The organism is Streptomyces sp. Y309 (assembly GCF_056712025.1).
On the sequence record NZ_CM160048.1, the window covers coordinates 8,016,149 to 8,032,474 of the forward strand.

19 protein-coding genes, 1 pseudogene and 1 riboswitch are annotated in these 16,326 nt (G+C 71.4%); of the genes and pseudogenes, 14 read left to right on the forward strand and 6 right to left on the reverse strand.

Annotated features, from left to right (window positions below; all coding sequences use genetic code 11):
- Nucleotides 1-97: 97 nt before the first annotated feature.
- From AC0KTA_RS33500 to AC0KTA_RS33510, 3 genes are all read right to left on the reverse strand, one after another.
- Entirely contained in the window at nt 98-571 is a 474-nt protein-coding gene (locus AC0KTA_RS33500) for a C40 family peptidase (protein ID WP_481051938.1), read from the reverse strand.
- A 3-nt stretch (nt 572-574) separates the two neighbouring features.
- Nucleotides 575-744, reverse strand: a riboswitch (cyclic di-AMP (ydaO/yuaA leader).
- A 473-nt stretch (nt 745-1,217) separates the two neighbouring features.
- Entirely contained in the window at nt 1,218-1,550 is a 333-nt protein-coding gene (locus tag AC0KTA_RS33505) for a hypothetical protein (protein WP_481051939.1), read from the reverse strand.
- A 7-nt stretch (nt 1,551-1,557) separates the two neighbouring features.
- Complete coding sequence (locus AC0KTA_RS33510; RefSeq protein ID WP_481056655.1) at nt 1,558-2,187, reverse strand: ATP-dependent Clp protease proteolytic subunit; 630 nt, start codon at nt 2,185-2,187, stop codon at nt 1,558-1,560.
- Nucleotides 2,188-2,349: 162 nt separating this feature from the next.
- Between AC0KTA_RS33510 and AC0KTA_RS33515 the strand changes: the two genes are divergently transcribed.
- Nucleotides 2,350-2,655, forward strand: coding sequence for a type II toxin-antitoxin system Phd/YefM family antitoxin (locus AC0KTA_RS33515; protein ID WP_481051940.1), 306 nt, complete (start codon nt 2,350-2,352; stop codon nt 2,653-2,655).
- A gap of 72 nt (nt 2,656-2,727) precedes the next feature.
- On the opposite strand, the gene AC0KTA_RS33520 is transcribed toward AC0KTA_RS33515, so the two are convergent.
- The gene (locus AC0KTA_RS33520) at nt 2,728-3,738 is read right to left on the reverse strand and encodes an ABC transporter permease (protein WP_481051941.1); all 1,011 of its coding nucleotides are present in this window, start codon (nt 3,736-3,738) and stop codon (nt 2,728-2,730) included.
- Between the two features lie 121 nt (nt 3,739-3,859).
- Here AC0KTA_RS33520 and AC0KTA_RS33525 point away from each other — a divergent pair, with 121 nt between their 5' ends.
- From AC0KTA_RS33525 to AC0KTA_RS33585, 13 genes and pseudogenes are all read left to right on the forward strand, one after another.
- Nucleotides 3,860-4,480 (forward strand): TetR/AcrR family transcriptional regulator, encoded by a 621-nt coding sequence (locus tag AC0KTA_RS33525; RefSeq protein ID WP_481051942.1) that lies wholly within the window; start codon nt 3,860-3,862, stop codon nt 4,478-4,480.
- Between the two features lie 254 nt (nt 4,481-4,734).
- Entirely contained in the window at nt 4,735-5,037 is a 303-nt protein-coding gene (locus AC0KTA_RS33530) for an urease subunit gamma (RefSeq protein ID WP_481051943.1), read from the forward strand.
- A gap of 106 nt (nt 5,038-5,143) precedes the next feature.
- Complete coding sequence (locus AC0KTA_RS33535) at nt 5,144-5,455, forward strand: urease subunit beta (RefSeq protein ID WP_481056656.1); 312 nt, start codon at nt 5,144-5,146, stop codon at nt 5,453-5,455.
- Nucleotides 5,448-7,169, forward strand: a complete 1,722-nt coding sequence (locus AC0KTA_RS33540; protein WP_481051944.1) for an urease subunit alpha — start codon at nt 5,448-5,450, stop codon at nt 7,167-7,169. Before AC0KTA_RS33535 ends, AC0KTA_RS33540 begins: the two co-directional genes overlap by 8 nt.
- A gap of 14 nt (nt 7,170-7,183) precedes the next feature.
- Nucleotides 7,184-7,858, forward strand: coding sequence for an urease accessory protein UreF (locus AC0KTA_RS33545; protein WP_481051945.1), 675 nt, complete (start codon nt 7,184-7,186; stop codon nt 7,856-7,858).
- 484 nt (nt 7,859-8,342) lie between these two features.
- Complete coding sequence (gene ureG, locus AC0KTA_RS33550) at nt 8,343-9,053, forward strand: urease accessory protein UreG (protein ID WP_481051946.1); 711 nt, start codon at nt 8,343-8,345, stop codon at nt 9,051-9,053.
- 23 nt (nt 9,054-9,076) lie between these two features.
- Entirely contained in the window at nt 9,077-9,877 is an 801-nt protein-coding gene (locus AC0KTA_RS33555; protein WP_481056657.1) for an urease accessory protein UreD, read from the forward strand.
- Nucleotides 9,878-10,472: 595 nt separating this feature from the next.
- Nucleotides 10,473-10,871, forward strand: a complete 399-nt coding sequence (locus AC0KTA_RS33560) for a DUF5994 family protein (RefSeq protein WP_481051947.1) — start codon at nt 10,473-10,475, stop codon at nt 10,869-10,871.
- Between the two features lie 126 nt (nt 10,872-10,997).
- Nucleotides 10,998-11,549, forward strand: a complete 552-nt coding sequence (locus tag AC0KTA_RS33565; protein WP_481051948.1) for a DUF5994 family protein — start codon at nt 10,998-11,000, stop codon at nt 11,547-11,549.
- A 348-nt stretch (nt 11,550-11,897) separates the two neighbouring features.
- Entirely contained in the window at nt 11,898-12,107 is a 210-nt protein-coding gene (locus AC0KTA_RS33570; RefSeq protein WP_481051949.1) for a hypothetical protein, read from the forward strand.
- Nucleotides 12,108-12,112: 5 nt separating this feature from the next.
- Nucleotides 12,113-12,385, forward strand: coding sequence for a hypothetical protein (locus tag AC0KTA_RS33575; protein ID WP_481051950.1), 273 nt, complete (start codon nt 12,113-12,115; stop codon nt 12,383-12,385).
- Nucleotides 12,386-12,482: 97 nt separating this feature from the next.
- Nucleotides 12,483-12,947, forward strand: a pseudogene (locus AC0KTA_RS33580) (GNAT family N-acetyltransferase).
- Nucleotides 12,948-13,212: 265 nt separating this feature from the next.
- Nucleotides 13,213-14,832, forward strand: a complete 1,620-nt coding sequence (locus tag AC0KTA_RS33585) for an alpha/beta hydrolase (RefSeq protein WP_481051951.1) — start codon at nt 13,213-13,215, stop codon at nt 14,830-14,832.
- Nucleotides 14,833-14,861: 29 nt separating this feature from the next.
- Here AC0KTA_RS33585 and AC0KTA_RS33590 read toward each other — a convergent pair whose 3' ends face one another.
- Both AC0KTA_RS33590 and AC0KTA_RS33595 read right to left on the reverse strand, forming a co-directional pair.
- Nucleotides 14,862-15,347, reverse strand: coding sequence for a YbaK/EbsC family protein (locus AC0KTA_RS33590; RefSeq protein WP_481051952.1), 486 nt, complete (start codon nt 15,345-15,347; stop codon nt 14,862-14,864).
- 95 nt (nt 15,348-15,442) lie between these two features.
- Nucleotides 15,443-16,186, reverse strand: a complete 744-nt coding sequence (locus tag AC0KTA_RS33595) for a lysophospholipid acyltransferase family protein (protein WP_481051953.1) — start codon at nt 16,184-16,186, stop codon at nt 15,443-15,445.
- Between the last annotated feature and the right edge of the window lie 140 nt (nt 16,187-16,326).

Here is a 16,326-nt window from a genome sequence, read left to right on the forward strand (position 1 = left end):
GTACGAGTAACCCGAGCGGGCGCGATCCACGCCTGGGGCCGGCCGAGCCGCCCCCGGACGGCGGCAGCCGCCTCGCGGCCGCCGCCCGCCCGCCGGGTCAGCGAACCCGGCCGTACCAGACGTTCTTGGTCCAGATCTTCTCGAGCCGCACCACCGTGCCCCGCTTCGGGGCGTGCCATATCTTGCCCTTACCGGCGTAGATGCCGACGTGGTAGACGTTCCGGCCGGAGTGGAAGAACACCAGGTCGCCGCGGGTGCGGTTGCCCTTGGATACATGGCGGGTCTTGTTGTACTGCTGCGCGGCGGTTCGCGGCAGCTTCTTGCCCACGCGCTTGTACGAGTAGAGCGTGAGGCCCGAGCAGTCGAACCGGTGCGGCCCCACGGCTCCGTAGCGGTACGGGGAGCCCTTCTTGGAAGCCGCGATCTTGAGCGCCTTCGTCCCGTGTGTGGCGGCCTCGGCCTCGGAGGTGAGCCCGGGGGCCACGATGGTGCCGCCCACGGCGGCGAGCGTGAGAGCCGATGCCGCACCGGCCCTCGTCAGCAGCGACGGAACACGATTCAGCGCAGTCATGCGCAACCCTTCGTCAGCCGCCTGTGAAGGATGACCTGTCGGGTTCGGGCAGGCGAAGATGCCCGGTCGCGTCGCGACTTCACCCCAAGGACCGGCCGGTCTCCCGGACGGCCCGCCTTACTGGGTCCTCCACTCCTGCCGATGCACAGATGTCGACCGGGCATCCGGGTGGCGGCAGGACTCGGCGTCCGCCCGGACCGCCCCGCCGCTTGTGGCGGGGGCTTGTCGTCGGAAGGGATCTTCACCCGAGAGTGGCGAAAAAACCGAGCCGAATCGGCTGTATGTGAGGCTCCTCACGGCTGACCCGTTCGGGTGGACAGCACCCGAAAAGGACTCAGATCACATCCGGAGACGATTGCCCGAACAGCACCGGAACGTCCCGTTCCGGGTGCCGCGTACGGGAGTTGCGCAACTCCGGAGGCTCGCATGTACGAGCGATTCGTCCGCCGAAAGGGCTACCTCGTCTGGTCGTACTTCCGGCCACGCCGGACGCCGCGCCCCTCGCGTCCGCACCCGTCCGCACCCTCAACGGGCGGATGGCGCGGGCGCGCTGCGGCCGGGGCGCTCCCGCGGGCAGCCGGTGTGACGGCGCACCCTCGGCGCGGCACCACGACGGCGGGGGCCCAACCCGCCGTCGTCGCCCGGCTCAACCGGCCGTCGGCGGCGCGTCCTCGCCGACGGCGGGCGGCGGCACGGTCACGCGCGCGGACCGCCGCTCGCCGTCCAGGACCCGCAGGGCCCGCGCCAACGTCGCCGTGTGGACCTCCGTTTCGCCTCTGCGGTGCATCAGCGCCAGCGCGTCCCGCAGGTCCGTCGCCCTGCTGACGAGCGCCTGCGCGGCGCGCAGCCCGCCGTACGTGTGCTCGGCGCGCGCCGGATTGATCCGGCCGACGAGATCCACCACCGCCAGATAGGCGTCGATCACCTCGCCCTCGGCGCGCGTCAGGGCGGGCAGCGGCGGCAGTTCGGGCGGCAGCACCGCGGCCTCACTCGGCCTTCGTGCGCGAGACCTTGCGGCTCGGCACGACCTGGTCCGCGAGGCCGTACTCCACCGCGGCCGCGGCGTCCAGGATCGTGTCGCGCTCGATGTCCGCCGCCACCTGCTCGGGGTCGCGCCCCGTGTGCCGTACGAGCATCTCCTCCAGGAGCTCACGGGTGCGCCGCAGTTCGTCGGCCTGGATGGCGAGGTCGGTCGGCTGGCCCCGCACTGCCTCCGGGAGCGCGGGCTGCTGGAGCAGCACGCGGGCGCCGGGCAGGATCGACCGCTTCCCCGGCGTGCCCGCGGCGAGCAGCACCGCGGCGGCGGACGCGGCCTGGCCGAGGCAGACGGTCTCCACGTCGCAGGTCGTGAAGCGCAGCGTGTCGTAGATCGCCGTGGTCGCGCTGAACGAGCCGCCGGGCGAGTTGATGTACAGCGAGATGTCCCGGTCCGGCGCGACGTACTCCAGGTGCAGGAGCTGTGCCATCACGTCGTTCGCGGACACGTCGTCGACCGGTGTGCCGAGGAAGACGATCCGCTCGTCGAGGAGCTTGGAGTACGGATCCAGCGTGCGGAGCCCCGCGCTGGTGCGCTCGGTGAACTCCGGCAGGACGTGGCGGGCGAGGGGTTCCCGCATGGCGGGTTTCGCGGTCCGCGTGACGGGCTTCCCGATGTGCATGGCGTGCCTCCCGGTGGGTGTGGCATGCGTGCGGACGCACGGGCATGCCTGCGGGCGCCGTCGTCGGGCGACGGCCTCTGTAAAAAATGTACAGGACGTACATGACGTTATGATGGGGGTATGGCCTACGAGATTCCGGTGACGCAAGCCCGCGCAGAGCTCGCCGATCTGATCAACCGCGTTGTCTACGGCAATGAGCGCGTGGTCGTCACACGGCACGGCAAGCCGCTCGTGGCCCTGGTGTCCGCCGATGACCTGCGGCTGCTCGAAGAGGTCGAGGGGATCGACGGGATCGCGGAGGCACCCGCCGCCGCGGAGGAGCAGGTCATCAGCTCCGTCTCACGCATCGGCTCCACGTCGTCCGGCGCGGGCGAGCGGCAGCGCTTCGGCATCGCGGCCGAGCATCGTGGGCCCCATGTGAGCTGAAGCCACGACAAAACGCCGTGTGCCCCCGTCCGCTACAGCGGGGGCACACGGCTGTTCTGATGGGGCGCCGGGTCAGCCGACCGGCGCCGGCTCCCGCGCCGTCGACGACGCCGACGCCTCGGGCTCCTTCGGGCCGCGCCGGGCCCCGGCGAGCACGGCCGCGAGACCGAGCGCCGCCCAGACGGAGAGCGTGACCGCGGGCCCCGTCGCCGCCGCCCCGTCGAAGAACGCGGTCGAGCGGAGCAGCGAACCACCCGCGCCGGGAGGCAGCAACTGGCCGATGATCCCGGCGGGTTCGGGCAGGAGCTCCGGCGCCGATGTCACCCCCGAGAACGGGTTGCCGAGCAACACCATCACGAGCGCGCCCACCCCGATGCCCGCCGGGCCGAGGAGGGCGGCGAGCCCGGCCACCGGCGCGGCGACGGCGAGCGCGGACAGGGCGAGTACTCCGGCTTCCGCCCACCAGTCGCCCGTCAGGATGCCGAGCCAACTGTCGGCGAGCGCGGCGGCGGCCAGGCCCACGAGCGCCGTCGCCAGGGCCAGCGTGCCCACGGCGCGGACGCCGCGCAGCCCGAGCAGTGTCACCAGTGCGCCCGCGGCGACGCCCGCGATGGCCATCGGCAGCACGCTCGACCCGAGGGCGGCGCCCCGCGGGTCGGCGGCGGGCGCGGGCACCACGTCGACCGTCGTGACCCGCGCGCCTTCCGGGGCGTTGCCCGCCACGGCCTGTTGAAGCAGCTGGGCGACGACCGGGCTCGCGGCGGTGGCGGTCAGGAGTTTGGGTTCCTTGCCGGTGACGACGACCGCGCCGTACACGGTGCGGGCCTCGATGGCGGAGCGGGCCTCGGCCTCGTCCGCGTACCGATGAATGTCGAACGCGCCCTCGCGCCGCTCGAGTTGCTCCTGCACAGGTGCGGTGGCGGCGGTCGGGCCCGCCACGCCGAGCGGCAGATCGCGCGGCGCGTTCCGGGCGGCCGGCCAGGCGAAGGCCCACAGGGCAAGGGTCACGACGAGCGGGACCAGCAGGGCGACCGTCAGCATGCGGCGGGCCTGCGGGGGCGCGGCAGGGGACGGCGTGGACATGGAGTTCTCCAGAGCGAAGGGGGAAGTTTTAAAGAGAAGGATCGTTCGTTTTAGTTCTGTCCCCACTGTGTTCCGGCCTCGGTCAGTTGTCAAGAAGGAACGTTCGTTTTACATTGAGCGCATGGCCCGCGTATCCCAGGAACATCTCGACGCCCGCCGCCGTCAGATCCTCGACGGCGCCGCCCTCTGCTTCGCCCGCAACGGCTTCCACGCCACGTCGATGCAGGACGTGCTCAAGGAGGTCGGCCTGTCGGCCGGGGCGGTCTACCGCTACTTCAGCGGCAAGGACGAGCTGATCCACGCCATCGTCTCCGAGGTGCTCGGGGAGATCCGCGCGATCTTCGAGGAAGCGGCACGGCAGACGCCGCCCCCGCCGCCGGACGTCCTGGTCGGCCGCGCGTTCGGCCAGGTGCTCGGCCTGAAGCCCGAACTCGCCGAGAACGGCAGGCCGTACTTCCCGCGGCTCCTCGTGCAGGCCTGGACCGAGACGCTGCGCAACGACGAACTGCGCGCCGTCATCCAGGGCGGGTACGACGGGGTGCGGGCGGCCTGGGTGCGGATCGTCGAGGGCTATCAGGCGGCGGGCATGATGCGCGCCGACGTCCCGGCGGACCGGGTCGCGCGGACGATGATCGCCGTGGCGCAGGGGTTCGCGGCCCAGGTCGCCCTGTTCGACGACGTGCCGGTGGACGCGCTGGGGGACGGGCTGCGCGGGCTGATGAGCATGGGGGAGCCCGGCTGATTTTGGAGGGCTCGCTGGGCAGCGGGAGCCGGGCCGGGTATGGGGTAGCCCCGCTGACGGTCATGGCGGGGTCAAGGGCTGGTTAACCTCACTGAAACTCCGTCCAACTAGCCTGCCGTGCCACGCCACCTGGGGATTCCGTAAGCCAAGGTGTACACCGGCAGGTAATTCACTGCCCGCTACATCTATACCCGTCGCGGTGGCCGCGGCAGCCGGACCCCGCACGGTCCGGAGCGAGGACTGTGAGGTGGGACGTGCAACTGACCCCGCACGAGCAGGAGAGACTGCTCATCCATGTGGCCGCCGACGTGGCCGAGAAGCGCCGTGCCCGCGGGCTGCGCCTGAACCACCCCGAGGCGATCGCGCTCATCACGTCGCACATCCTCGAAGGCGCCCGTGACGGCCGCAGCGTCGCCGACCTGATGTCGTCGGGCCGCGAGGTGCTCACGCGGGACGACGTCATGGAGGGCATCCCCGAGATGATCCACGACGTGCAGGTCGAGGCGACCTTCCCGGACGGCACCAAGCTCGTCACCGTCCACGAGCCGATCGTCTGACGGGGGTACGAGTCGTATGCAACCCGTGCATTCCGTGCAACCGACGCACCCCGCGCACCCCGAAGGCGGCGGCGCCGACGGTCCCGTCCGCCTCGACGGCCCCGGCCTGGTCCCGGGCGAGATCTTCTTCGCGGACGGTCCCGTCGCCTTCAACGAGGGCCGCGCGACCACCTCCTTGACCGTGCTCAACGCCGCCGACCGCCCCGTCCAGGTCGGCTCGCACTACCACTTCGCCGAGGCCAACCCCGGCCTGGAGTTCGACCGCGCGGCCGCGCGCGGCAAGCGGCTGAACATCGCCGCGGGCACCGCCGTGCGCTTCGAGCCCGGCATCCCCGTAGACGTGACGCTGGTCCCGCTCGCCGGGGCACGCGTCGTACCGGGTCTGCGCGGCGAGACCGGAGGTGCCCTCGATGCCTGAGCTCTCCCGCGCCGCGTACGCCGACCTCTTCGGCCCCACGACCGGCGACCGCATCCGGCTCGCCGACACCGGCCTGCTCGTCGAGATCGAGGAGGACCGCTCCGGCGGCCCCGGGCGCTCCGGTGACGAGGCGGTGTTCGGCGGCGGCAAGGTCATCCGCGAATCGATGGGCCAGTCCCGTACGACGCGTGCCGAAGGCGCGCCCGACACCGTGGTCACCGGCGCCGTGATCATCGATCACTGGGGCGTGGTCAAGGCGGACGTCGGCATCCGCGACGGCCGGATCACCGGCATCGGCAAGGCCGGCAATCCGGACACGATGGACGGCGTGCACCCCGATCTCGTCATCGGCCCGGAGACCGAAGTCCTCGCGGGCAACGGCAAGATACTCACCGCGGGCGGTATCGACACCCACATCCACTTCATCTCGCCGACCATCGTCGACGAGGCGCTGGCCTCCGGGGTCACCACGCTCATCGGCGGCGGCACCGGCCCCGCCGAAGGCAGCAAGGCCACCACCATCACGCCCGGTGCCTGGCACCTGGCCCGGATGTTCGCCGCGATGGAGAACGCCCCGGTCAACATCGGCTTCCTGGGCAAGGGCAACACCACATCGGCCGCGTCCATGCACGCCCAGCTCCGCGCGGGCGCCGTCAGCTTCAAGATCCATGAAGACTGGGGCGCGACGCCCGCCGTGATCGACGCCTGCCTCACCGTGTGCGAGGACACCGGCGCCCAACTCGCAGTCCACACCGACACATTGAACGAGGCGGGCTTCGTCGACGCCACGTTCGCGGCCGTCGGCGGGCGTACGCTGCACGCCTTCCACGTGGAGGGCGCGGGCGGCGGCCACGCACCGGACATGATCACGGCGGTCTCGCTGCCCAACATGCTGCCGAGCTCCACCAACCCGACGCGGCCACACACCGTCAACACCGTCGAGGAGCACCTCGACATGCTGATGGTCTGTCACCACCTCAACCCCGCCGTGCCGGAGGACCTGGCCTTCGCCGAGTCCCGCATCCGCCCGACGACGATAGCGGCGGAGGACATCCTGCACGACCTGGGCGCCATCTCCATCATGTCCTCGGACGCGCAGGCGATGGGGCGCGTCGGCGAGGTGATCCTGCGGACCTGGCAGACGGCGCACGTGATGAAGCGGCGGCGCGGGGCGCTTCCCGGGGACACCCGGGCCGACAACCACCGGGCGCGGCGGTACGTCGCCAAGTACACGATCAACGCGGCTATCGCGCAGGGCATCGAGGGGGAGGTGGGCTCGGTCGAGAGCGGCAAGCTGGCCGACCTGGTCCTCTGGGACCCCGCGTTCTTCGGCGTGAAACCGCAGGTGGTGCTCAAGGGCGGGCAGATCGCGTACGCGCAGATGGGCGACGCCAACGCCTCCATCCCGACACCGCAGCCGGTCCTTCCGCGCCCCATGTTCGGCGGTCACGGCAAGGCGCCCGCGCGCAATTCGCTGAACTTCGTGACGCGCTCCGCGCTGGACGACGATCTGCCCGAACGCCTCGCCCTGGAGCGGCCGTTCGTGGCGATCGCCTCGACTCGCGGGCGTACGAAGGCCGACATGCGCGAGAACGACGCCCTGCCGCGCGTCGAGGTCGCCCCCGACAGCTTCGCCGTCCGGATCGACGGCGAACTCGTCGAGCCCTCGCCCGCCGCCGAACTGCCGCTGGCCCAGCGGTACTTCCTGTTCTGAGGCGGTGAGCGGACATGTCGCGAGCCGCGTTGCTCGTCCTGGCCGACGGCCGCTTTCCCGCCGGGGGGCACGCGCACTCCGGCGGGGCCGAGGCCGCCGTGAAGGCGGGCCGGATCACCGGGGCGGCGTCCCTGGAGGACTTCTGCCGGGGGCGGCTGCACACGACCGGGACGGTGTCGGCCGCCCTTGCCGCGGCCGCTGCGCTCGGCGTCGACCCCGTCGCCCTGGACGAGGCGGCCGACGCGCGTACGCCGTCGGCCGCGCTGCGGGGCGCCGCGCGCAGGCTGGGGCGGCAGCTGCTGCGGGCCGCGCGGGTCGCGTGGCCCGCTCCCGAACTCGACGCGCTGGCACGGGAGTTCCCCAAGGGCGCACATCAGCCGGTCGTGCTCGGCGTGGCGGCGCGGGTGGCCGGTCTCGGCGGGGAGGACGCCGCGTACTGCTCGGCGTACGAGAACGTCAGCGGGCCCGCCACCGCCGTGGTGCGCCTCCTGAGCCTCGATCCGTTCGACGCCACGGCTGTGCTGGCCCGTCTCGGACCGGAGCTGGACGGGGTGGCGCGGGGCGCCGCGGAGTCCGCTCGGCGGGCCGTGGGCGAGGGGGTGGACGCGTTGCCCGCCGCGTCGGCTCCGCTGTTGGAGGTGGGGGCGGAGGGGCATGCGGGGTGGGCGGTGCGACTGTTCGCGTCATAGCCGTTGCCGGGGGCTCCGCCCCCGGACCCCCGTATCGGCCTGAACGGCCTCGTCCTCAAACTCCCCCAAGCTCTTAAGGAGCAGGGGGGACCCCCTCGACGGGCTTTTCCCCACCCACCCGCCCTTACTACCTGCCGGAACAGCCCGCGCGGCTACCTGCCGGAACAGTCCGCGCGGGCTACCTGCCGGAACGGCTCGCGCGGACAACCTGCCGGAACGGCCAGTGCGGTCACGATCCAGACCACTCCGGCACATATTCAGCCCGTCCGGCGTTTGAGGACGAGCCGCGGAGCGGCGATCGGCGGGGGCTGTCCCACCCGCAGGGGACACCCACCCGGTGGGGGTCTGTCCCACCCACCCGGGACGCCTACCCGGCTGGGGTCCAGGGGGCGCAGCGCCCCTGGTTACGGGAAGGGGCGGGACTGGGGAAAGCCCCGCAGGGCCCCACACCCCACCACATCCACCCAAACAAAGGAGCCACCCCATGCACCTCGACCACACCCACGACGAAGGCGCGGCCGTGAGCGCGGACGCGCGGCGCCCCGACGGCACCCGCCGTGCGCTCCGCATCGGCCTCGGCGGCCCCGTCGGCTCGGGCAAGACGGCCACGGTCGCCGCCCTCTGCCAGGCCCTCCGCGACGAACTCTCCCTCGCCGTCGTGACGAACGACATCTACACCCGCGAGGACGCGGAGTTCCTGCTCCGCGAGGCAGTCCTGCCCCCGGAGCGCATCACCGCCGTGGAGACGGGAGCCTGCCCGCACACCGCCATCCGCGACGACATCTCCGCGAACCTGGAGGCGGTGGAGGACCTGGAGGACGAGGTCGGCCCGCTGGACCTCATCCTCGTGGAGTCCGGCGGCGACAACCTCACGGCGACGTTCTCCCGCGGCCTGGTGGACGCCCAGATCTTCGTCATCGACGTGGCGGGCGGCGACGACATCCCCCGCAAGGGCGGCCCCGGCGTCACGACGGCGGACCTGCTCGTCGTGAACAAGACCGACCTGGCCCCGTACGTGGGCTCCGACCTCGCCCGCATGGCCGCCGACGCGAAGGCCCAGCGCGCGGAACTGCCGGTGGTGTTCCAGTCGCTGCGCTCGGAGGAGCACGTCGCGGAGGTCGCCCGGTGGGTACGCGAACAGCACGTGGCTTGGACGGCGGACCCGGCGACGAGGGCGACGGCACCAGCACAGTGAGCTCCCGAACCCTCACCCCCTTCATCCCGGGTGAGCCCGCCGGCCCCGCCAGCCCCGTCGGCCCTTCCAGTCCCGCAGGCGTCCACGCAACGGCCCGCATCGGCGCCCGCGCCGACCCCCGCGGCCGCACGGTCCTGCCCGTGCTGGGCGGCGAGGGCCCGCTCGCCCTGCGCCGCACCCGCGCCGCGGGACCCGCGGCCCACGTCACGCTGGTGGGGGCGATGAGCGGGCCCCTCGGCGGGGACCGGCTTGCCGTGGAGGCGGACGTCGCCGCGGGGGCGCGGCTGAGTGTCGGGTCCGCCGCGGCGACGATCGCGCTGCCGGGTCAGGACGGTGCGGCGGCGCGGTACGACGTGTCGCTCACCGTCGCCGCCGGGGCGGAACTGCGCTGGCTGCCGGAGCAGTTGATCTCGGCGCGGGGCAGTGATCTGCGCGTCACGACGCGGGCCGACGTCGAGGCGGGCGGGCGGCTCGTGCTGCGCGAGGAGCAGGTGCTCGGGCGGACCGGCGAGGACCCGGGGCTGCTGCACAGCAGGCTGACGGTGCGCCACGCCGGCCGGACGCTCCTCGACCAGGAACTGGCGTGCGGGCCGGGCGCCCCGGCCGGCTGGGACGGCCCCGCGGTCCTGGCCGGCCATCGCGCCGTGGGTCAACTCATCGTCGTACGACCGGAGTTCGAGCACGAGAGTCCGTCCGCGGCGATGCTCGGCGAGTGCGCCGCCCTGACCCCCCTGGCGGGACCCGCCGCGCTGGTCACCGCCCTCGCCCCGGACGCCCTGCGGCTGCGCCACATCCTCGACGACGCCTTGAACCGTCTGACGTAGCCCACCGCGGAGGCGACAGCCCCGCCCCCGCCCCCGGCAGACGTCCCGGAATGCCACGGCCGCACAGCAGGGCAGGGATCGACGGATCGGCTCCACTTCGGCTGCGCCGGAGTTCTGTAGGAGTACGGTGAAGGAAGCGAGGACCTTCCGTATATCGGCGTTCGGGCCGGTCTCGGCCTTCGTGGTTCCACGACACCGGGTGCAGCGCGCTCGGAGGCAGGTTCCGCCTTATGACCGCCGAAACCCCTCCGCTGCCCGGGCGTGCCGAGGTCCGCATCGTCACCACCTCTCCGGAAGTGGCACGGTACGCATCCGCGTGAGGCGATGTGACCGTCGCGCCGCGGTACAGCACCAGGCAGTACACCACCCGCCGGCACCCGTCATCCGCACACGGGCAGCCCCTGACCCCGGCCGCGCCACCCGCACCGAGGCCTAGGAGTCCCCATCGTGTCGGCCATGACGCGCAGTTCCCCACGTCGGCCGACTGCTCCGCAACGACCGTACGCCCGCCCGGAGTTATGCCTTCGCGGCAGGCTTGGCGGCCATCGGCGGTACGTGCTCCCACCCACCGCACGACAACTCCGCAGGAGACCTCATGACCGCCGCACTGCAGCCCCTGCTCCCCTCACACCCCCTCCTCCGCCTGCGTCTCGTGCCCCGTGGGGGCGTGCCGCAGCATATCGACGGCGCGTGGTGGCCCCACTCGTACGACCTGCTCGCGGAACTCCCGCGGCTGCTCGCCGGACTGCCCAGGGCCTGGGGGCACATCAGCAGCGTCACGGTCAACGGCGCGACATGGGCCGCGACACCCGGCCGGATGCTGGTCTTCAACCAGGTCGTGCGCCTGCGCAGGTCCACCGCGGCGTCCGCTCCGCACACGGTCTGTCTGCTCACCCCCAACCGGGGCAGGTGGGACCTGCTGGTCGTACCGCCCGACACCGCGCAGAGCACGGCCGAGCCGCTCATGGCCGCCGCGGTGGGAGGCGATGCGTGACCGCCCTGCTCGCGAGCAGGGAGGAGTACCGTGAAATGAGGAAGATCGTGAGGTTTTCCCGGCGGCAGCACCGCCATCGCCGTATGCGCGTGTGAGCCGCCGAATCCTCGCAGACAGGCGAACACGATGTCCGACTCCGACCCTCGACGCGTGCCGAAGCTGCTGCCGGACGCCGTCCACAAGGCCGTCAGGCCTGGGACCGCCTTCCTGCGCCTGGAGACGACACATGAGCGTCAGGGAATCCTCGACGGCGCGTGGTGGCCGCGCTCCCGCGACGTCGGCGCCGAACTTCCCGGTCTGATCGCCGCCCTCACTGAATACATCGGGCCGGTCACGCGGGTGGGTCTGGACTCCAGTGCCTGGGAGAAGGCACCGCCACGACTGGTCGTCGAGGGCCGCGTCGTGCACCTCGACTTCTCTCCGATCGGCGACGACACCGTCCTCATCACCCGCGGCGACCGGGACCACTTCTCCCTGCTGGTGGTCCCCCCGCACGCGACGCCCGACGCGGCACGCGCCGCGATGGCGGCGGCCGTCCGCGCCGACAACCTCGCCGAGGCCGAACAGATCCTCATCGCCACCGGGACGGATCACGTCGCCACCGGCACCGCTCACGTCGACACCGGCACTGATCGCACGCGTCCGACGGCCACGGAGGGCCCGCGTACGACCCAATAGCGCCACGAGCGCCACGAGGGCTACGAGGACTACGAGTCCGGCGAGGACCACGAGGGGACGCCCCCGGTCGTACAACACGTCGGAGGAGTACTCTGAAACTACCGAGGACATTTCGCGCACCGGCCGCCATGCTTGTGTCGTTTTCGGCGATCGAATACGCCGGGCCGGTTGCAGTCGGCCCGGGGCAGGGTTCGCGTCATGACTGCGACCATCTCCTTCCCGCCGACCCCCGAGGCCCGGCCGAACCAGCCTTCCCCCTCCGGCTCATGGCCCTCTTCCTGTTCCCCTCCTCTCCGCCTGTCTCTCGCTCCCGCAGGCTCTCTAGGAACGTCCACCGCGAGCCGGTTGATGGCGGAGGCAGCGCGACTGCGGACCGTCGCGGAGGGCGACCGGGCCGTGGAGGAGGTCTGGGCCTCCGAAGGAGGGCGTGAGGCCCGCGATCCGGCCGCACGGCCACGGATCCCGGCCGTCAGGGCCGACGCCTCCAGCGACGCCCGCGACGGCGGCCGCCGAGCGGCTCTGTCCGCGGTGACACCGCAGCGACCGCAGGGGATGTGAGGACGATGGAGACCGTCGTGATCGTGATCGTGCTCCTGGCGATGATCGCTCTCGGAGTGCTCCTCATCCACCGACTCAACGCGCAGCACAACGAACGCATCGCCTCCTTCCACTACGGCCGCTCCCGGCCGACCGTGCGGGCACCCGCGCCGCCGGTCCCGCCGAAGTCGGGCGACCGGACGGCCGGGCCGAGCGGCACCGGTGGCCGCCGTGACCATCGCGACGGCGGCCGAGGCCGCTTCAGGCCACGGCGCCGGACCCGGAAGGGCTTGGGCTGAGCCCTCGCGTCTCGGTGAGCCAGGAGCGCGGGCTGAGGAAACGGCTTTGCGCCCCGTGTGATCGGCCATGGATGCTGGCTCGCCGGAGGTACTGAAGATGATCAACGTCGTGTTGAAGCTGTCAGCCCGTGACTTGGTGCATGCGGACCTGGCGTCGTGCGGGTGGGCAGGGTCCGACCACCACCTGGCCGGCGTCGCCAAGCAGTTGGAACGTGCCCGGATCGGTGAGGTCGACTACCTTGCGGTCTGCCCCGCAACCGACATCCCTGTGGCCAAGGGCGGCGTCGGCACTCTGTGACAGCTGGCAGTCCACCCCGCACTGCAGTCGTGTGGGATCGGCGCGTTTCTTGTCGAAGCCGCAGAACTGCGGATCAGGAACCGCGGTCTGCGCCAGGCCGAGCTGGCTGTGGAGGACAACAACCCCCGGGCACATGCACTGTACGAACGGCTGGGATATGTCGCGTACGACCGGCAGCCGGACTCGTGGGACGAGCAAGCCCCTGATGGATTGTTGCGCCGCTACGAAACGATGTGCACGTTGATGCGGAAGGAACTCGCTTAGCTCAGCCACCTTTACGGGATCTGCCGGGCAGGCGTCGTTCATAGTCACTCAGGCAGACACGCACCGAACGTCGAAGGCCCGATTCCGGGGAGGGATCGGGCCTCCGGTCTGCGGTAGCCGCTCACCGGTACCGGTCGGCCCGTTTATCGGATTGGCAAAAAACATCCGACACGTCTGTTGTCAGGGACCGCACAGACGGAAGTATCCCCGTACCGAGCGAACGACCGAATCGATGTGCGGGAGGCCCCACTTGAGTCGTACCCCGATGACCACGCGGACCAGACGGACGGTGACGTTCGGGTCCGCGGGCACACTCGTCGCGGCGACGCTGATAGCGGGGGCGCTCGCCGCGCCGTCCGCGAGCGCCGATGCCCAGTCCGGCCAGGGCGGCCCTGCCCACGCCGTGGCCGCCAAGGACCGGGAGGCGGTGGGTGCCGCCATCGCCGCCCGGCGCGCCGCCAAGAAGGGCATCGACTGGAAGGACTGTCCCGAGGACTGGGGCATCGCCAAGCCGATCCAGTGCGGGTGGGTCACCGTCCCGCTCGACTACGCCAAGCCGCACGGCAAGCAGATCAAGCTCGCGGTGGATCGGATCGGCAACACGGGGAGCAAGGAGGAGCGGCAGGGGGCGCTGCTCTACAACCCGGGCGGCCCCGGCGCCTCCGGCCTGCGCTTCCCCGCGCGCGTCACGAGCAAGAACAAGCTGTGGGAGAAGACCGCCAAGGCCTACGACTTCGTGGGCTTCGAGCCGCGCGGCGTCGGCCACTCCGCGCCCATCTCGTGTGTGGACCCGCAGGAGTTCGTGAAGGCGCCCAAGCTGGACCCCGTCCCCGACTCCGAGGCCGACAAGCGCGCCCAGCGCAAGCTCGCCGCCGAGTACGCGCAGGGGTGCAAGGAGCGCAGCGGCTGGATGCTGCCGCACATGACGACGCCCAACACGGCGCGGGACCTGGACGTCATCCGTGCCGCGCTCGGGGAGAAGAAGCTCAACTTCCTGGGGGTTTCGTACGGGACCTACCTCGGCGCGGTGTACGCCACGCTCTACCCGTCGCACGTGCGCCGCATGGTCTTCGACTCGGTCGTCAACCCCTCGACGGAGAAGATCTGGTACGAGGCCAACCTCGACCAGGACGTCGCCTTCGAGGTCCGGCTGAAGGACTGGATGGAGTGGGTCGCCAAGTACGACGCGACCTTCCACCTCGGCGACAGCTACGAGAAGGTGCGCGCGCAGTGGGAGAAGCTGCGGGCGACGGCCAAGAAGGCGCCGCTGAACGGTGTCGTCGGACCGGCCGAGCTCGTCTCGTACTTCCAGAACGCGCCGTACTACGACTCCACCTGGGTCTCGATCGCGACCAACTGGAGCAAGTACGTCGCCGGTGACCCGAAGCCGCTGGTCGAGGCCGCGAGCCCGGACATGTCCGACGTGGCCGGCAACAAGTCGTCGGAGAACGGCAACGCCGTCTACACCGCCGTCGAGTGCGCCGACGCCAAGTGGCCCACCAGCTGGCAGAAGTGGGACCGGGACAACACCCGGATCCACAAGGACCACCCGTTCATGACGTGGGCCAACGCCTGGATGAACCTGCCGTGCGCGACCTGGCCGAGCAAGCAGCACAAGCCCGTCGAGGTCAAGACCGGCAAGGGCCTGCCGCCCACGCTGATCGCCCAGGCCACGCGGGACGCCGCCACGCCGTACCCGGGCGGGGTCGAGCTGCACAAGCGCCTCAAGGGCTCCCGCCTGATCACGGAGAAGGACGCCGGTTCGCACGGCATCACCAACCTGGCGAATCCCTGCCTCAACGAGCGCGTCGACACCTACCTGCTCACCGGCAAGGTGGACAGCCGTGACGTGACGTGCACGCCGCACGCCACGCCCAAGCCGTAGCCGCGGGAATCACCGAGCTACCGGGAGAGCTACTGGGAGATCGCCGCCGGCTTCGGCTGGGCGATCTCCCGGTAGTCCGCGGTCCGCAGCGCCAGCGAGCGGTCCAGGCGCGCCGCGTTGAAGAACAGCTCCTCGTGCGCCAGCAGGTCCGGATCCACCACGAGTTCCAGCTCAGGGTCGAAGGAGAACGGCAGGATCGTGCCGCTCACGCTCCCCGAGAGCCGCTCCGCCACCTCCTGCGTGGCGAATCCCGCGTACACCCCGCCGAACAGGGCCTTGACCGCGTTCAGGTCCACGCGCCGGTCGCCGGGCACGACCGCGAGGACGTACCGCTTCGTCTTCTTGTCGAGCTTCACCATCACCACGATGCACTTCGCGGCCTGCGCGAGATCGTTGCCGCGCAGTGCGCTCACCGCCTCCGTGGCTCCTTCCGGAGCGTGCTCGATGACGCGGTACTCCGCGCCCCTCTCCTCCAGCAGTCCGATGAGCTTCGTGTACTGGGCGTGCTCGGTCACCTCAGGCCTCCCGCCGTGCCGTCCAGGCGTCCCCCGCCCGGTGGTCGAACAGATCGATCACTGGATCATAGGCGCGCGCCAGCGCCGGGAACGCCTCAGCTCAGCGGCATCCTCGGGAACTTCCGCTCCGGTAACGGACGCCGGCCGCCCGTGGCGCGCTCCGCCTCCTCCTCCGCCTTCACCACGGCGGCGTACTTGTCCACGTACTCCTGGCCGGACAGGCCGAGGATCGCGTACATGATCTCGTCCGTGACGGCGCGCAGGACCGCCTTCTCGCCGTCCATGCCCTCGTAGCGCGAGAACTCCAGCGGTTCGCCGAAGCGGATCGTCACCCGCCGGAAGCGCGGTACGACCTTCCCGGGCGGCTGGGCCTCGAACGTGCCGATCATCGCGCACGGCACCACCGGCACATGCGCCCGCAGCGCCATCGCGGCGACCCCGACCTTGCCCTTGTACAGGCGGCCGTCGTGCGAGCGGGTGCCTTCGGGGTAGATGCCGAGGAGCTCGCCCTTGCGCAGCACGCCGAGGCCTTCGCGGATCGCGGCCTGGCCGGCCTCCTTGCCGGAGCGGTCCACCGGGATCTGCCCGGCGCTGCGGAAGAACGCGGCCGTGAGCCGGCCCCTGATGCCGGGGCCGGTGAAGTACTCGGCCTTCGCCAGGAACGTGATGCGCCGCCTGATGATCGCGGGCATCAGGAAGTGGTCGGAGAACGACAGGTGGTTCCCGGCGACGATGGCCGCTCCGTGCTCGGGGATGTGCTCCAGACCTTCGATTCTGGGCCGGAACATCAGCCGGAGCAGGGGCCCGAGGATCACGTACTTGAGCAGTAGGTAGAACATGCGGGCGCCGCCTTCCCCCGGGGGTGGTGCCGACGCACAGTAGTCAATCGGCGGCGCATGCGCGAGAGCCCGTACGGGTCTTGTGGATCGTGCGGAGAGCGGTCGGTGCGGTCCCGGTCGTGCCATCCGTGCGGGGGAGC

Excerpts from the sequence above, each read along its gene's own strand:
- AC0KTA_RS33500 (WP_481051938.1), bottom strand. The coding sequence starts at position 571 with ATGACTGCGCTGAATCGTGTTCCGTCGCTGCTGACGAGGGCCGGTGCG.
- AC0KTA_RS33510 (WP_481056655.1), bottom strand. The coding sequence starts at position 2,187 with ATGCGGGAACCCCTCGCCCGCCACGTCCTGCCGGAGTTCACCGAGCGC.
- AC0KTA_RS33515 (WP_481051940.1), top strand. The coding sequence starts at position 2,350 with ATGGCCTACGAGATTCCGGTGACGCAAGCCCGCGCAGAGCTCGCCGAT.
- AC0KTA_RS33520 (WP_481051941.1), bottom strand. The coding sequence starts at position 3,738 with ATGTCCACGCCGTCCCCTGCCGCGCCCCCGCAGGCCCGCCGCATGCTG.
- AC0KTA_RS33525 (WP_481051942.1), top strand. The coding sequence starts at position 3,860 with ATGGCCCGCGTATCCCAGGAACATCTCGACGCCCGCCGCCGTCAGATC.
- AC0KTA_RS33540 (WP_481051944.1), top strand. The coding sequence starts at position 5,448 with ATGCCTGAGCTCTCCCGCGCCGCGTACGCCGACCTCTTCGGCCCCACG.
- AC0KTA_RS33545 (WP_481051945.1), top strand. The coding sequence starts at position 7,184 with ATGTCGCGAGCCGCGTTGCTCGTCCTGGCCGACGGCCGCTTTCCCGCC.
- ureG (WP_481051946.1), top strand. The coding sequence starts at position 8,343 with ATGCACCTCGACCACACCCACGACGAAGGCGCGGCCGTGAGCGCGGAC.
- AC0KTA_RS33560 (WP_481051947.1), top strand. The coding sequence starts at position 10,473 with ATGACCGCCGCACTGCAGCCCCTGCTCCCCTCACACCCCCTCCTCCGC.
- AC0KTA_RS33565 (WP_481051948.1), top strand. The coding sequence starts at position 10,998 with ATGTCCGACTCCGACCCTCGACGCGTGCCGAAGCTGCTGCCGGACGCC.
- AC0KTA_RS33570 (WP_481051949.1), top strand. The coding sequence starts at position 11,898 with ATGGCGGAGGCAGCGCGACTGCGGACCGTCGCGGAGGGCGACCGGGCC.
- AC0KTA_RS33575 (WP_481051950.1), top strand. The coding sequence starts at position 12,113 with ATGGAGACCGTCGTGATCGTGATCGTGCTCCTGGCGATGATCGCTCTC.
- AC0KTA_RS33585 (WP_481051951.1), top strand. The coding sequence starts at position 13,213 with ATGACCACGCGGACCAGACGGACGGTGACGTTCGGGTCCGCGGGCACA.
- AC0KTA_RS33595 (WP_481051953.1), bottom strand. The coding sequence starts at position 16,186 with ATGTTCTACCTACTGCTCAAGTACGTGATCCTCGGGCCCCTGCTCCGG.